The following is a 16338-nucleotide window of genomic DNA, read 5'->3' as shown; positions in this document are numbered from 1 at the left end:
CCGAAATTACAGCGTCCAGGTGTCGAAAATGAAGGCGCCGTCTTTCCGGTGCAGGAGCTGAATATCGAGCACATCGAGCGGGCTGATTGGCGTAATACCGGGAAGTAAGTTTGGCTCGCCCATGCCATAAAGCGCCTGTAAGGCAAAGCGACAGGCGTAAATTTTACCGCCTTCGGCGATGAATTTTGTCAGTCGGTCGGCATAGGCCATATGACCAGGAAACGCTTCGTTACCCAGTTTTGGAAATCCTCGTTGTATGCCCAGCAAAACACCCGGACCATATAACAGGATAGACGTTTCGAAGCCTTTGCGTAGTAAACGAGTTGCGGTCAGGATGTTAACCAGGCCGATCGATCCTTCAAAAGCAACAGTGTGAAAGGTTACCAGCGCCTTTTGACCGGGCTCGGCCTTAACGTCTTCAAATACCTTTTCTTCATAATCGACGAAGTAATCTCCAGACTTGTTTGGGGCAATATCAACTGTAGGCATAACAAAAACGGTTAAGTTTAATTTTAAACTGCTTTTTTGAGTTTTTTCAAAATTAATCCTTAAAAACGTTTGATTTTAAAGTTATTTATGGAGGTTTTTACATAAAAACTGGAATTTATCATTAAAAATAAACCTGTTTTATAAAATTTGTAATTTTTACAATATGAATCAGAGCGAATAGAATCACATCTATTGCAAAAGGGTCTGACGGATCGATCGTAACTGCGTTAAAGAATAAGCTGGTTATACTTACATGAGATGGTCTAGATAGCATTGCTCAGCAGCCTGGAAAGGACCAACTTCCCAATACAGCGGTAGCTTCGTTCCTGATCAGTTATTGCCTGCTTCCTGGTATCAAGTCAAACATGCTTGACGCATCAGTCCCCTTTTATGATCCGGCTCGTTTGACAGATAAGCGGAAATCAACCGCCGGAATGGAACCGGGAAAGATGTAAGCACCGATCATTCTTTCGCCGGAGGCTTCCACAAAAGGGGGCATTCGGGATCGATTACAGAGAGGTCTTGTAAGTTGAGCCGTTCGCGGATGTAGTTTTGGGCAGGTGAGGCAAACCCGGCTTCGACTTCACTTAAGTATAAGGGAATTTCTGAGCGCCAGAAAGCGTCAACCCTGTAGATATTTTGAAGGGTATGGAGTCAATTGAATCGATCATAGCGGTGTCCCACAGCAATGAACCGCTATATTATTTTGTTATATATACTGCAAGTAAATTATACGATACGGTTCATGTTCAGGGAGATTACTTAATCGACAAGGCTGCACCGGCAAAGCCAGATAAGTTCGATATGGACAAACCACCAGTAAATCCTACTAGATAGCGGCTCCCTGCTTCTAAAGGTATGGACAAACCCGTAACCGAGCCTTCAAAGGTATACCCGATTTGGTAAGTCCCCTGAGGGATACTAAAATTTACTAATGCATTCGGAATAAGCCTATATAAGCTGGAATTTGGATCGGCTTTATATAGCCGCGCCTGAAACGCTGAGTCGTAATAATTGGTAGCGATTTGCCCCACCGTAAAATAGGCTGACATTGTCGTCAGGGTTCCATTGCGGGGAAGGAGATGGGCCGTACCGCCCGTTGTCTGTAAGTTATCCGAATTGTCGTTAACCCCAAAATCAGTATTGGGACCAACCAATAATGTATAGGGGGCATTATACTGGCGTAGGGTGACATACCTTTCCGATGCGAAGGTGACTATAGTAGTCGACACATCGTCCTCATCCATCAACCGTTTCCAACTCCCAGCTTTATACAAATAATAGCCTGTTGGCGCATCAGACTGATACACCATCAACCCCTCCACTGGGTTCTGTATATTGGTACGCTGCTGAGCACTCATACGCGGAGGTAATAGTCCGCGCTCGGTTGAGGTAACATCGAGCATCGCACTGGCAGCGGGTGTTTGGGTGCCAACACCCACCTGTGCATAGCTAGTCAGTGTAAATAGTAGGAATACAATAGAAAGTAACTTTTTGGTCATGAAAATAAAAATTTAGTTTATCACTGTAATGGTATGATAAATAAATGACATTATGATCAATAGTTACCAGACGGCAAATAAAAAGGCCAGCTCCGTATTGAGACTGGAGTTATCATTCAGCAGTGGGAAGCTTTCGCTCCGATCTACAAATACAGACGTTAGGTAAACGCCTTATTGACTAAGTCAAGCAGATATAGGCAGAAAATAAATAGCTCTTACGGTCGCCACTTTCATCACTCTACCACGCTGGCCCATAGAGCTAAGCCGACCATTTACCAAAGTGATTCTATGCCGAAGCATTCTCTGATAATTCTGCGCTGAGTGTCTCACTCGGTTACTATTTGACTTTAATTTGCAGGTCAAACACTTCGGACTGAACAGGTCGGCCTACCTAATGAGCTCTTTATATACAATCTTCACTGTAGTTAGTGCCATCCTGATACTATATGCCATACTTTGCTTTATAGCCCATTATTTAGATTTTGGCTGGAAAATCATCAATGGTGATTGGCTTCATGAAGACATTCGGATCATTAAATGGATGCGCATAGGATTCATTCATAAACTTTTAATTGGTTTCATCCTCACCATTATCATGTATGGCGGCTTAAGCCAAATTTTGGCTTTTATACCCCCCGATTGGGGGCGGGTTGACGAAGCGGGTAAACTTCACTCTTACCGACTTTCCATTACTAGTGCTCTTGCTTTAGTGTTAGCGGGCATAACCATGTATGGCTTTCATATGGCAGACAATTTCCTTAGTCAGCAGGATAAGCCAAAGCAGAAAAGATAGCGACCAAGAAAGGCCCTGTAACCGGGTTACTGTTTATTCAGTAGAAATCTGATTAATTTATTCAAGTTAACGACTTCGGCCTCTTTGGCCTCCAGCGCTTTAACCTTATTGTCTTGTTGAATACTGTACGGGATTAATTCCTCTACTTTTTCTAAGAGTGTTACATTCATCTTAACTAGATAGCAGTTTTCATAGAGCAGTTGAATTAATGTGAGACAGAAGCTAAAGTCAGATAGCAAATGATAAAAGATCTTTCTGCTTCATCGGAAGTTATATTATTAACTCATGAAGAGGGAATTGTCAACGCACAGCTTAACAGAAGCGTAAAGTCAGTTATTAGATCAGCAGTGTCTAGGCAATCATTTCGTGGACCCAGAGGAGGATGTTACTACTTTACGGCTAGCGGACGACAGGTATACGTTGATCGAAATTTATGCAAATGATTTAATTTGGTACTATGAAAAGGCTATTGATCTTATTTATAATTCTAATTTCGATTTCGGGCTATGGGCAGGATATCCCAAAGGGCGCAAACAATATATTAATTACAACCAACCTACCTGATTCAGCCCTTTACAAACAGGCAGGCCAATTGTTGGTAGCTGAGGACTTTTCTATAAACTACGCAAACAAGGATTTCTTGCAACTTCAAACCGAGTATAAAAAAGTTAAATCCGTTAACTCCTACCCAAGACTAAAAATCACCGTCGCAAATGGAGTAGCCCGGATTAACGGTACTTATAGTAGGTCTACGAGTGGCCTTTCTGGAGTTGACAATGGTCCTTTGTCCATCGAAAACAGAGGCATGAAACTATCGACAGTCAAAGCCGCCTTTGAGACGATGAATGATTTTGCAGTAAAACTAGCTCAGCAAACAGGCGGTCAGCTTAGGTATGAGGTTAAGAAATAAATCACTGCGACGAGGGGTAATATAGAAGATACCTCTTTGAGTAGATTACCTGCGCTCTTGGGGTTAATTTTTGCTGCACAATATCCTCACACACGAAAGCTACAAACGGTCGATCTGCTTCAGAATGAAAAATAAATCCTTTTTCTCACCGGCGCTATCGTCACTATTATTACAAGGCAAACTTTTCTATTTTCTCTACGACAATGCCTGATACAAATTCATCTCTAACCCTGATCGACATTAGCGAACTGACCCGTAGCATTACCACCAACTACGCTAACTTCGCCTTGGCGACTGTCAATGACCATGTAGTTAAAGTGAGTGTTATGACCCAAAGCTATCCCTGGCATTATCACCCTAATTCAGATGAGACATTCTTGGTGATGGAGGGCGTTTTAGTCATTGAATTGCAAACCCAAACCGTCGAGATGTTACCCGGTCAGTTGTTTACGATCCCTAAGAATGTCGTGCACCGCACTCGACCGAAAGGCGAACGTTCGGTGAACCTGACGGTTGAGCATACCCAGATTGAAACAGTAATGATGGATGTATAGGTGTGCACAGATGGACTAGTATAAGAGATCACTTTAGTATGTCTTGTCGATTCTTATGATCTGGAAGTTTATTCAACGATAAGACTGCGGTATTGAGTCAAATGATGGTACAACTGTTAAAGGTTTAGCAATTAGCATCATCAAACAACCTTACCTAAAATCAATAAGCGCGCTTTTATGATGTGGTATGCTGACCACACCAGAGGTATTAAGACTACAAAAAACGCCAGATGTTATTCTTTTTAGGCATGAATTCACCAATTTAGTGTTTATCGTCACCGAAAGTGGACAGATGCAACCGGGCTGTCGGGCGGTGATCATCCAGCATCATTGAAAGATAATACGCATCCCAGCATTTGGTCTTGAAATGGCAGGGCAGCCGTGCGATTACTCATTACCTCTTCCCACCGCCCCTCTATTTGTGCATTTCTATTTGACGACGTACAGCGATTTGTCCAGTCTTTTCCCGTCATTCCAAAGCTAAGAGCTACAGCCCAAATGGAACTATAGGGCTCTTGAAAACGGAAGAAATTACCTGAAGACTACTTATCGATTAATAATAACTCGACGCGATACGTCGAAGCCTGCCGAGCGAACCCTTACCAAGTAAATTCCCGGCGCTATGCTTGTCAGATCAAGGGCTTTCCGCTCGTCAAGTAATGGAACCTGACTTGAGAATAGGTGTTGGCCTGTGAGCGAGAAAACATCTATATCGGCATTCTTGAGGTTTTCGACCGTTTCAACTATGACGGTCCCATCCGGAGACGGATTTGGATAAACACTTAGCCCTCCATCCGATTTATCGAATGCAAATGGCTTGGGAGTACTAAATGGTGAATAACAGGTAATGTTAGCACCGTTGGCAATGGCGAAGGTTGTCTTAGCACGGGCCGAATAACTAGCTGCCACAACTACCTTTATTTCCGAACTTGAAGACGGTAACAATTCAGTATTCCGTTCGCTTATCCGGCGCCAGTCAAAAGCATCGGATATTCCTCCACTAGGAGTTGGCAGTATCGCTTTAATAGTGTAGACACCCACCTGTTCAATACTGGGCGTTGGAACTTTAGGTTGTACAGCCAAGTTAATCGTGGCCGTCTGAGCGGATTTGCAGCCGTACACGTTGACAGCCTGTAACGAATAAGTTCCTGCCTTACTGAGCGTAATCGTTTTAGCGATTGTCGTCGTGCCGCTAGCACTCCAAACTCCAGTACTATTCGCCAACGTATTAACAGTAACGGCTACTGATGAGTCCGAACATATTTGTAGCTGATTACTAGACACTTGCCCTGGCTGGCTCGCTAACGAAATAGTTGGTGTAGACGGCAACGTATTGCCTTGTATGTCGATAGCCGGCGATAAATACGTGTTCCCAATCCGGTCCTTAAGAACGGCCCGGTAGAGTCCAGGCTGCGTCACTGTAATTGACTGTGTTGTTGCCCCCGAATTCCAAACGTACGACTTATACAGATTAGGCAAATTAAGCGTTAGATTTCCATTAGCCGCACACGTAACGGCAATCGTAGGCTGCGGCAATGGCGGCAGTGGGCGTGAGCTACTAAAGAAAATACTATTCAAGCTTTCAAACCAAGCCTGACCAAGTTGTTTTAGTCCATCACCCCCAAAGTGTACTTCTCCTTCATAACGAGGCACCTGAATATTATCGGTCAACGGACCGGCAAATACGTTATTATTATACGTACTAATCACGTCATTCTGCGCCTGAAGAATATCCTGGCTTACCTGACCAGCATTGTACGAAGACCGGGCCAGCACCCAGGCCGGATAACGCTCTGTATCGGCGCGAGTTTTATTAACCAGATATTGCATATCTTCCCGGTAGGCTTCGCGGGATGAATGCAATGGTACGTTATCATTTTCACCCTGCTGCCATAAAACAGCGCGCAACCCGAGAATCGAACAATAGTAACGTAGTGAGATGATCAAATTAGCATAGGGCATTCCGACGGGGAAGTTCTCATTAGGCGTACCAATTGCGAAAATGTTTTTAGCCAATTTTCCATCAGCACTTTCCCGCCAGTTTTTAATGACAGTTGCCTGCCAGGCCGTGTTTATAAAGAGAACTGGTACGTTGAATTGCTGGGCAATCTTATCGCCCAGAACGCCCCAGCACCAGGCACTCTGCCCGCGTGGACCAATAAACGAATTGGCGCTTAATTGCTCAAACGAAGGCGCAGGAGGATCGGCAGTCGAGTTAGCTGTAATGTTGTTATACGTAACGCAATTGACTCGGTCATCAGCCGCGCCCACCGCCCCAAAGTTCTGGAAACCTTGCGCATTGGATTGTCCGGTAATAATAAATACTTCACCAACGCCAATTTTACGAACAACGTCGCTACTGACAACTTTACCACTCGAAAAACCTTGAACTTCAAGTCGATACCAGCCCCCTTTTACTCGTAACGACCCTTGAAAAATGCCGCCCTGAGGATTACGTTGAATGGTTATCCAGTTGGTGTTAGTTCCCTGACCGTCTACTTCTGCCTGAACACGCGCCTGAACACTATCGACAGGCTGATAGATCGTACCAGACAGATAGAACGTACCAGTATTGTCATTTTCACGCTGAAAAATCGCTCGACTTTCGGGAAACGTGATCTTAAGTACCTGACTACTGGTTTGGGCTACGGCTGGTAGGCTGGTCATAGCCAGCGTAATTACTACTAGACGTAACAGGAGATAATGGTTATTCATCGGTTATAATTAATCCCACGATTGCCCTTCTGGTGTCGAACTAACGAGCAGATAGTTGCAAAAATCGAGCCTTTTTTGTGACGGCGTTTTTGAGCACCGGCCAATTTCCCGGTAAAGTACAACTCTGCTGATTATTCTCTTGAGTAAACGGTCAATACAGGGTTAATATTACAATCCGAGTTGAATTCGCTTGGAAACATCGAATGTGCCCGATTGTACACGTAGTATGTAAGGTCCGGAAGGCCAGCCTGTGAGGACTAATTGCTTACGTTCGTCAAATACGCCAACAGTTGACGTTAACACCACCTGTCCATTCAACGAATAAATCGTTATGAGCGCGTTAGTCAGGTTCGCCTGGGTTTCTACGAATACAATTTTATCTGGATTCGGATTTGGATAAATGCTTAACCCTCTATTGCTTACATCAATCGTAAACGATAACGGATTTGACGCAAGCGAAAAACAGGTTAGACTCTGCGAGTACACAATAGACGATTTCGCGGTATACGTTCCGGGCTCATTCGCTTTAATGATGCTTGCATTTGTGGCTAGCGAATCCGTCCCACGGAACCAGCGGTACTGAGTTCCATTGGCTGAACTGACGGCTTCGAGTGTATACGTACCAATAGCTCTAACCGTTGGTGCCGGCGGAAGTGGTCTTAATTCTACCGTAGTTGAGCCAGCCTGTGCCGAAATACAGCCATTTACGTCCCGGACTTTCGCTGAATATGTTCCAGCAGCGCTACGAATAATACTTCTGGTCGAATCACCAGTATTCCAGAAAACTGTATAAGGACCGTCAACACGTAATGTCACCTTATCGCCTTCACAAATAACTGGAGATGGATTTGCAATGATGGTTGGCGCTGGCGGTAATGGATTCGCCTTGACGGCAATAACCGTAGAATAGGGCGACAAACAGCCATTTTGATCCAGCGACTGGACAGCATAATTACCCGACGTGCTGACCGTAATCGTTTTGTCCTGTTGCCCACTTGACCAGAGTACGCTCAGCGAGCTCGTAGCTGTGAGTGCTACCTGTCCTCCTTCACAGAACGTAGTGGCGCCACCAGCCGAAACGGTTGGTATGGCTGGTAACGGGTTTACTCTCACCGCAACAACGTCAGATGGTACTGATGAGCAACCAAACTGATTACGAGTACGAACCGTATAGTCACCCGTTTGATTGACCGTCAGGCTTTGGGTCGTCTGACCACTGCTCCACTGATAGGCAATATTTGCCGGCGCAGTTAACGTAACATTTCGGTCGGCGCAGAACGTAGTAGAGCTATTAGCCGTTACGGTTGGCTTTACTGGAACCGGATTTACGGTAACAGCAACTGTATTCGATAGGGCCGATGTACAACCATTCTGGTCGGTTACGGTAAGAAAATAAGAACCATTAGCCCCAACGCTGATGGTTTTTGCTTTTTGACCATCGTTCCAATTATACGTAACATTATCGCTGCTGGCCCGTAACGTAGTGGTTTCGCCCTGACAGAGGGTAGCCGTTCTTTCATTCGTAACTGTAGGTGTAGCTGGCAACGGATTCACTCGAACATTTACTACGTTCGAATTGAAATCACAACCACTAATATCCCGATACCGAACGTAGTAGCCCCCGGCAGTCGTTGTCGAAAAGGTTCGGGTTGTAGCTACAGTGGCATTATTCTGCTGCTGATTCAACCACGTTACGTTGTCGTAATTGCTGGTGAGCGAAAGGCTGCTACCGATACAAACCGATGGAATTCCGTTATTTACAACACCGGCCGTGGGAGCATCGCTGATCTTAATTTGCCCACTGAAAAACGTATTACCCAGCGCATCCTTGATTTTAGCCCGATACGTTCCGGCACCTTTGGTAATGCTGCTACCCGTTTCACCCGATTCCCATTGAACGTTAGGGTAATTGCCATTGACGGTCAGTGTCAGCGTATTATTAGCTCCACAAGCTACAGACAGCGTTGGCGTTGGTGCGGGAGCAATTGTCGTTGAATTTTGAAAAAATGCATCACTCATGCTTGTATTCCAGGCATTAGCTACTTCAACAAGGCCATCATTATCAAAGTGTAGACCTTCGGTTGCCGCGCCAAGTGGTGGACGAACGCGGGGAACCTGAATGTTATCAGTACTGGGACCAGCAAATACGTTGGCTGTAGTATTGATGACGAGGTTTTGAGCCTGAATAATGTTAGAGTCTGTAAAACCAATAAAATCACCATAGCTAGCGCGGGCCACCATCCACGACATATTTTGGTTATAATCACGTCGTGCTTGGGATATAACCGATTGCAAATCATTGACATACGATATAGTTTCCGTATCAATGAGGTTATCAGCCTCACCTTGATGCCACAAAACTGCACGCAATCCAAGCGTGTTGGCATAAAATTGCAGGGCAATTTTAAGGTTAATATAAGGCTGACGGGCTGGATAAGGGTCACCGTTATAGACTCCATAAGCTGTTCCTCCATCCGGAGCACTTTGACGCCAGTTCCTTACAGCCGTGCCGCTGAAGGCTGCATTAAAAAACATTATGGGCACTTTCAGGCGTTTGACCAGCAGGTCGCCTAACTGCCCCCAGCACCAACTTCCAAAGCCCCTTGGAGCGATAGCAAAATTTTCCGTATTATCCAGAAGCGTAAAAACTGGAGTTGGTGGATCGTTGGGAAATCCGTTGTCTGGATAACGGTAGTTTACGCAGTTTACTAAATCGTTTTTAGGATTAGGACTCTGCTGGTGAACACCCTGTGCGTTTGATTGACCGGCAATAACAAATACCTCCCCTATGCCAACCCGCTCAATTGTCACTACGGTACCTGTCTGCTGCTCACCGGCCATGGCTCTCACCTCCAGATTATACCATCCGCCCGTGCCACTAATATCACCGGCAAATACGCCACCAGTGGGTGCATTTTGAATTGTACGCCATTCGGTAGTTACTCCCATACCTTCGCGCGATATTAATCGGGCTTCAATACGTGTAATGCCTGCCGTTGTATAATAACCAGTGATCCGGAATGTTGCCTGGTTTGCCTTATCACGTTGAAAAACGGCTCTGGTCGTCGGGAATGAGACTTGAAGTTGAGCCATGGCTAAAACAGGTAACAGTAGAAAAAATGCAGTACGAGCAGCTACAGAAAAATAGTTCATAATAGTTTTATGCGCAACCAACCGATCCCTTCGATCATTGACAAACAAGTTTGGGCAAAGTTAGACTGGCTCGGTTGTGGTGAGCAGATGCCAGATGCTATCTTTTAATTCGTTTAATCCCCGCTGACTGACAGATGAAATAAAGACAACAGGTACTTTCTGGGGTAAATCTTTTTTAAGCTGAGTTAACGTATCATCATCCACTAAATCTGTTTTTGTGATGGCCATCAGCCTTCCTTTATCCATCAGTTCTGGGTTAAAGGCCCGTAATTCGTTCAACAATGTATTATATTCCTGTCTGATATTTTCGGACGTAGCAGGAATAAGAAATAACAAAACTGAATTTCGCTCAATGTGCCGCAGAAACCGAAGACCCAGGCCTTTCCCTTGTGAGGCCCCTTCAATGATACCCGGAATATCGGCCATTACAAACGATTTAAAATCTCTATATGCAACGACTCCCAAATTAGGGACAAGGGTTGTAAACGGGTAATCAGCAATTTCAGGTCGGGCCGCCGACATTACCGACAACAGTGTCGATTTACCTGCATTTGGAAAACCAACCAATCCAACATCAGCCAATAATTTCAACTCTAATATAATCCATTCTTCACGACCCGGTTCACCAGGTTGAGCGTAATGAGGTGCCTGTTGAGTTGAGGTTTTGAAATGATCGTTACCCAGTCCACCACGGCCACCCGGTAATAAAATAATTTCCTGCTCGTGCTCGGTAATTTCAGCCAATTGTTCACCCGAATCTGGATTCCGGGCAATTGTTCCCAATGGTACTTCAAGAACTACGTCTTCACCATGGGCTCCACTGCGTCGCCCACCTTCGCCAGCAACGCCATTTTCGGCTTTAACGTGCTTCCGATATTTTAGATGTAATAGTGTCCAGAGCTGCGCATTGCCACGTAAAATAATGTGCCCTCCCCGCCCTCCGTCACCGCCGTCAGGTCCGCCTTTGGGCGTGTGTTTTTCCCGACGAAAATGAAGAGACCCGGCTCCTCCGGCTCCCGAACGACAATTAATTTTTACGTAATCAATAAAATTAGATGAAGCCATATAAATGTCTTATCTCATTTCTGGCTATCAATTTGAGTACAAATAGCTAGAAATATATCGTCGATGGAACCAATACCATCAATTCCTACAAATTTACCTTGTTGACTGTAATAATCAGCCACTGGCATAGTATCCTTATTATAAACACTTACTCTCCGGCGCGCAGTCGCTTCATCCCTGTCATCAGGTCGACCTGAAGTTTCTCCTCGTTTCAGCAAACGCCGAATGAGTTCTTCGTCATCTACAATCAAGGCAATCATGATTGTGATTGGTGTTTGATACTGACTGAGTAGTTGATCAAGGGCTTCAGCCTGCAGAACGGTACGTGGAAATCCGTCAAATATAAAACCTGGCGCTGATTGATTTTCACGTAACTTACTTTCAATCATGCCAATCACTACTTCATCAGGAACTAGTAAGCCCTGATCCATTAATTGCTTGGCTCGTAAGCCCAATTCCGTTCCGGCAGCAATCTGGGAGCGTAATAAATCGCCTGTCGATAAATGGACCAGATTGTATTTATGGATTAGCTTTTCGCTTTGGGTACCTTTTCCGGCTCCGGGAGGGCCAAATAGTACAAGGTTAAGCATATAGTTTTGGCGGTAGTATCGTTTAGTCAAAAAAATTGCGCCCGCAAAGTTACGACTCACAGCCAAATAATAGCTGTATTACCCTAATAGTGTATACGTTATTCATATAGAAACTATAAAAAAAGCGCAGGTATCGTTCCTGCGCTTTCTTAAATTAACTAAAAATTAGCTACTTACTTGCTACCTTCTTTTTAGGCGGAGCTGTTTTTGGAGTAGGTTTCGCAGCTGGAGTAGGTGGTGCTTTAGGTCCTTCCAATGCTTTTTTCACACTTTCATCGTTAGGATCAAGCTCAAGCACTTTATTGAAATACTCCTTAGCTTTTTCATCATCTTTCTTTAAGATGCTAAAACCAGCTAATGCTTTGTAAGAAGTGATTAAGTATTTTTTATAGTCAGTTTTATCCGACGAATCAGGTGCCATTGCTTGTTCAATAAACTTCAGATAAAGTGGTTCAGCAGCTGCTGCACCTTTCATCCGATCATTTGGATACGCGTAGTAATTGGCACCAGCACGGTAATAATAGGCTAATGGATATTTCTTACCGTCGGCTTCAATTTTTTGCGACATCATAGCAAATGCTGAATCTGCCCGCAAATAATACATTTCCTTCATCTGCCGAATCTGTGCTGTATCCATTGGAGCAGCGGAGCTATCCCGGCCGATACGTGGAGCGTACTGGTAATTAGCAAGACCTAACCACAGATAGTCATTATTTTGTGGTTTTTTGTCGTTAGTAATTGTTTTTGCGTAGTAAGCTGCCGCTTTATCGTACTTCTTATTATCGTAAAGCGTCTTCGCAATTTCACGATACAGGTTTTCTGTCGTATCCTGAGTTGCCGCCTTTTCTAAATTAAGAATACCCAAAGAGTCACCTTCTGGCGTGTTTAATTGCATTTGAGCCCGACCCAGGTATTTATAGTCATCATACATCACCTTCTGTGGAGATGATGTAATAAACTTATTTAGCGACTCTACTGACTCTTGGTTTTTGCCAAGAGCTGCATACGCCCAACCGTACATCCGATCAATAATTGGGTTATTAATTTTCCCTTTCAATTGATCCAAGTAAGCGATAGCACCTTGATAGTCTTCGGCCAGGAACTTATACCGCGCTACGTCCAACAGCAATTCAGGATCGGTTGTACCGCTTTTCTGAATAAACAGTTCATAGTTTTGAGCAGCACTCTTGTACGCTCGCGAATTAGCAAGTGCATCCGCATAAGCGCGATACGTTGGCGAAAATTCAGGATCGTTTTGAATAGCTAACTTGAAGAATTCCTGCGCTTTCGCGTAGTTCTTTCCCCGAAGATATAACCGACCAATTTTGTAATTAGCCTCAGCCAAATTTGGTCTGATTTGCATTGCATTTTCATACTTGGTAATAGCGTTACCTCCGTCATTCTTCAGGAAGTAGGCATCACCCATCAGCATTTCGATTTCGGCGTCCTCGTTCTTTTTGTCTTTTTCGTCAGCTATCTGAAGGATACGTAGCGCTTCTGCCGGATCGTTAGTCTGTTCCGATATAGTGTACATTTCACCAGCTTTAATCAGAACGGCCTGGTTTTTATTCTTCGTAGCAGCAAGGGCACCATCAATCAGAGCCTTAGCACCAGCTCTATCTTTTTTGGCTAGTGCGACGCCTGCCAGACCAACATTGTTGAGCTGGTTTTTGGAGTCGGCAGCATTACCTTTATCAAATGCCGCTTTGGCTTTGTCTATTTGGCCGCTGCGGAGGAAATAATAGCCCAGATAAAACTGATTGTCAGCAGTTGGCGAGCTATTTGCTAACTGGGTCAGCGCCTGTTCCGCCTTTGTATATCGCTCTGCCTCAACATCTTTCATGGCTGCCTGAACGACGTCCTGCGCTAGAATAGGAGTCGCCATCGTTGCCCCAAAGAACAGGATGCTCAGCAGCGATCGCTTTTGATTAGTCATCATGTAGTTTAAGTTGGTAATTAGGATAAATAGATTAGTGCTTACAAAACAACCGACAAAACTAAAAAATTGCGGTTAAACCAAAAAATTTACTCATTTTACAAGATTCACTTCCCTATTATATGGTACAGTAGGCCAAAGACCTAATTTACGAATAATCAGTGAACCTGCATCCCGAGCAACGTAATTAACCAGCCCTCCACCTAAGCCAGGATGTGTTTCACGGCTAAGTACGTATACTGGACGACGTAGCGGATAGCGCTGCATTCCTAAATCCTCCTGAAACGGTTGATAATAGTCATCGCGTTTCGTTGGATTCTGCTTTTCAGAAACCCCCATAACCCGTAGGTCACGGGCTAAATCAACTGAAAGAGGTTCGTCACCATCGCTAATCCAGTTTACACCAATAAAACCTAGTGCTGAAGGATTTTTGCGTATAAATTCGATTACCTCTCTATTAGAACGTGTAGTGAAAATGCGTAGGTTTTTAACCTCTTTGACATTAAATATGTTTAAAACAAACGCCAAATTACTCGAATTGTTATTATCGAACACCAATGTAATAGGCCCAGTTTGGTTTCCATTTTTTAACTGGCCCCATTCCTTCAATTGACCTGTGAAGATACGTTGCAGTTCGCTCATCGTAATAAGGCTATCTGTGTTCGCCTTGTTCACAATAAGCGCTACGCCATCCGTGGCAATTTTTTCGGCCGCGCCTTTTATTTTCCGCTGATTCAATACTCCCTGTTCAGTAGGTTTAAGCTTACGAGTAACAAAAGCCAGTCGGGCGCTGTCTCGAAGCATCATATTGATAGCCTCTTGTTCGGGCTTATAAACAACTTTAAAGTGAGCATTCGGATAAATCCCCGAATATGCCTGTGTAAGCTGAAACACCAGTGGCTGAAAAGACTCGTCGGCTGCAATGACAATTTCACCCTGCGATGGATTGTCTAATGCTGGTTTGCCATTGCAGCCAAATAGTACGAATGCAAGACCGGCAATAATCCAAAATCGACTAGTCATTTCCCTGAAAACGTTGAAAGGCCCGATAGGCTCGAAAAGCGCCATAGATAATCAGCAAGATTCCCATACCATAACGGAAAGGACCTGGCTCTGGGAACACCCCAAAAGACTGGGAGGAGGCAATCAACGCGATGCCTCCTCCCAAATATGCCAGCGAAGCCAGTGCTGCGATGTACAACGTTAGCTGCGCCGGACCTCTATTTTGTCCACGCATAGATAAATTATTCCAGCGTGAAGTTAATCGGCAGATTGTACTTCACCCGTACCGGACGACCTGATTGTTTACCTGGCCGCCATTTCGGCATGCTTTTCACAACGCGTTGTGCTTCTTCGTCCGTACCGAACCCAAGGCCTTTTAGTACTGATACATCCTGAATACTACCATCAGTGTTCACGACGAAGCTAACGAATACACGCCCCGAGATATTAGCCCGCTGAGCAGCAGCTGGGTAGCGTAGGTTTTTCTGAAGAAATTGACCTAAAGCAGCCATACCACCTGGAAACTCAGGCTGTTGTTCCACAACTGTGAAGATTTCCTCTTCTTTTGGAGCGGCTTCTACAGCCACCTCAACTTTCGTTGGAGCAGCCGTTGCTTCAGGAGCCGCAATTACTTCTTCGGCGTTGGGATCCCCCTCCTGCGTTTTTTCAGCCGCAACAGCTTCTTTCAATTCTTCAACAGCTGGTGGAGGTGTTTCTTCGGGTACCTCCTCATCTGGTTTCACTTCAGGTGGAAGGAACTTCACCGTATTCACCTTTGGTACTTCTACTGGTGGTGGTGGCGGTGGCGGTGGTTCGTTCGGATCAATTGGCGGAGGGGGGAGTTTCATTAAGTCCACCTCAACCATTGCTTCTTCCTTTTTCTCCGGAGTCAAGGCACTGATAATCGAAGGAGAAAGTACACCCAGCGTAAACAGAATGCCGCCAATAATAAGGGCACGCGTAATGTTTTTAGGGTACGTCTTCCGAAGATCATAAGCACCATATGCTTTATTCCGGTGGGCAAACACGATATCATCGAGTGTTGCCTTAGCCTCTATTTCTGCCATGGTGTTATGCGTCTAATTTAACTTTGTCCTTTAACAGTTTTTTCTCGTCCGGCGTCAACTGATCCACAAGTGCGTAGCGTTTCAGTTTGGTAATCGCCATTTCGTCTAGCACATCAACCATATTTTTGTAGGTCGATTGTTTCGTAGGTTTAATTACTACTACGAATTTTTCTCCACCTACTTTTTTAACATTCTCGGTAAGCGCCTGACGAAATTCATAACCATACCCAACTGTTTTCACTTCCGGGTCTTCGTTAGCGGCTTTACCGAAGATGTAATGTGCTTTGTTGTCTTTCCCCAGAAAGACCGTCATTACGTTAGAGGCCTTAATAGGCTCTGTTTCTTCTTGTTTTGTTTTGTCTGGCACGTTGAGCGTCATCGAAGATGGCTTGCTCAGGGTGGTGGCCAAAATGAAGAAGGTAATTAGAAGGAAGCCCAGGTCAACCATGGGGGTCATATCCACCCGGGTCGACGCTTTCTTGGACCGTACCTTACCACCATCATGTTTACCACCACCACCGCCAGTGTTAATTTCTGCCATGGCTTGATTAGGTTTACAGTT

At 44.7% G+C, this 16338-nt stretch carries 14 protein-coding genes; 3 read left to right on the top strand and 11 right to left on the bottom strand.

Annotated elements, in window-relative coordinates:
* Positions 1–6: 6 nt before the first annotated feature.
* Both ACYVF1_RS01410 and ACYVF1_RS01405 read right to left on the bottom strand, forming a co-directional pair.
* Complete coding sequence (locus ACYVF1_RS01410) at positions 7–489, bottom strand: MSMEG_0572/Sll0783 family nitrogen starvation response protein (protein ID WP_461074863.1); 483 nt, start codon at positions 487–489, stop codon at positions 7–9.
* Between the two features lie 758 nt (positions 490–1247).
* Positions 1248–1991, bottom strand: coding sequence for a hypothetical protein (locus tag ACYVF1_RS01405; protein ID WP_461074861.1), 744 nt, complete (start codon positions 1989–1991; stop codon positions 1248–1250).
* Positions 1992–2385: 394 nt separating this feature from the next.
* Between ACYVF1_RS01405 and ACYVF1_RS01400 the strand changes: the two genes are divergently transcribed.
* The 3 genes from ACYVF1_RS01400 (at position 2386) to ACYVF1_RS01390 (ending at position 4248) form a co-directional block, all read left to right on the top strand.
* Complete coding sequence (locus tag ACYVF1_RS01400; RefSeq protein ID WP_461074859.1) at positions 2386–2784, top strand: hypothetical protein; 399 nt, start codon at positions 2386–2388, stop codon at positions 2782–2784.
* A 457-nt stretch (positions 2785–3241) separates the two neighbouring features.
* On the top strand, positions 3242–3694 hold the full coding sequence (locus ACYVF1_RS01395) for a hypothetical protein (RefSeq protein WP_461074857.1): 453 nt from the start codon (positions 3242–3244) through the stop codon (positions 3692–3694).
* A 203-nt stretch (positions 3695–3897) separates the two neighbouring features.
* Entirely contained in the window at positions 3898–4248 is a 351-nt protein-coding gene (locus tag ACYVF1_RS01390; RefSeq protein WP_461074855.1) for a cupin domain-containing protein, read from the top strand.
* A gap of 546 nt (positions 4249–4794) precedes the next feature.
* On the opposite strand, the gene ACYVF1_RS01385 is transcribed toward ACYVF1_RS01390, so the two are convergent.
* The 9 genes from ACYVF1_RS01385 to ACYVF1_RS01345 form a co-directional block, all read right to left on the bottom strand.
* Positions 4795–6963 carry a sialate O-acetylesterase gene (locus tag ACYVF1_RS01385; RefSeq protein WP_461074853.1) on the bottom strand — a complete coding sequence of 723 codons (2169 nt, stop codon included), beginning with the start codon at positions 6961–6963 and terminating at the stop codon, positions 4795–4797.
* Positions 6964–7131: 168 nt separating this feature from the next.
* On the bottom strand, positions 7132–10056 hold the full coding sequence (locus tag ACYVF1_RS01380; protein WP_461074851.1) for a T9SS type A sorting domain-containing protein: 2925 nt from the start codon (positions 10054–10056) through the stop codon (positions 7132–7134).
* A 120-nt stretch (positions 10057–10176) separates the two neighbouring features.
* Positions 10177–11181, bottom strand: coding sequence for a GTPase ObgE (gene obgE / locus ACYVF1_RS01375; protein ID WP_461074849.1), 1005 nt, complete (start codon positions 11179–11181; stop codon positions 10177–10179).
* Positions 11182–11195: 14 nt separating this feature from the next.
* Positions 11196–11771, bottom strand: coding sequence for an adenylate kinase (locus tag ACYVF1_RS01370; RefSeq protein WP_461074847.1), 576 nt, complete (start codon positions 11769–11771; stop codon positions 11196–11198).
* Positions 11772–11940: 169 nt separating this feature from the next.
* On the bottom strand, positions 11941–13710 hold the full coding sequence (locus ACYVF1_RS01365) for a tetratricopeptide repeat protein (RefSeq protein ID WP_461074845.1): 1770 nt from the start codon (positions 13708–13710) through the stop codon (positions 11941–11943).
* A 90-nt stretch (positions 13711–13800) separates the two neighbouring features.
* Positions 13801–14730 carry a PstS family phosphate ABC transporter substrate-binding protein gene (locus tag ACYVF1_RS01360; RefSeq protein ID WP_461077779.1) on the bottom strand — a complete coding sequence of 310 codons (930 nt, stop codon included), beginning with the start codon at positions 14728–14730 and terminating at the stop codon, positions 13801–13803.
* Entirely contained in the window at positions 14723–14944 is a 222-nt protein-coding gene (locus ACYVF1_RS01355) for a hypothetical protein (protein WP_461074843.1), read from the bottom strand. The genes ACYVF1_RS01360 and ACYVF1_RS01355 overlap by 8 nt, the downstream gene beginning before the upstream one ends.
* Positions 14945–14951: 7 nt before the next feature.
* Positions 14952–15776, bottom strand: coding sequence for an energy transducer TonB (locus ACYVF1_RS01350; RefSeq protein WP_461074841.1), 825 nt, complete (start codon positions 15774–15776; stop codon positions 14952–14954).
* A gap of 4 nt (positions 15777–15780) precedes the next feature.
* Positions 15781–16317, bottom strand: coding sequence for an ExbD/TolR family protein (locus tag ACYVF1_RS01345; RefSeq protein ID WP_461074839.1), 537 nt, complete (start codon positions 16315–16317; stop codon positions 15781–15783).
* Between the last annotated feature and the right edge of the window lie 21 nt (positions 16318–16338).

Source organism: Spirosoma flavus (assembly GCF_054778555.1).
Note: the sequence above shows the minus strand (reverse complement) of the source record. Positions and strands in the feature narration are given on the sequence as shown.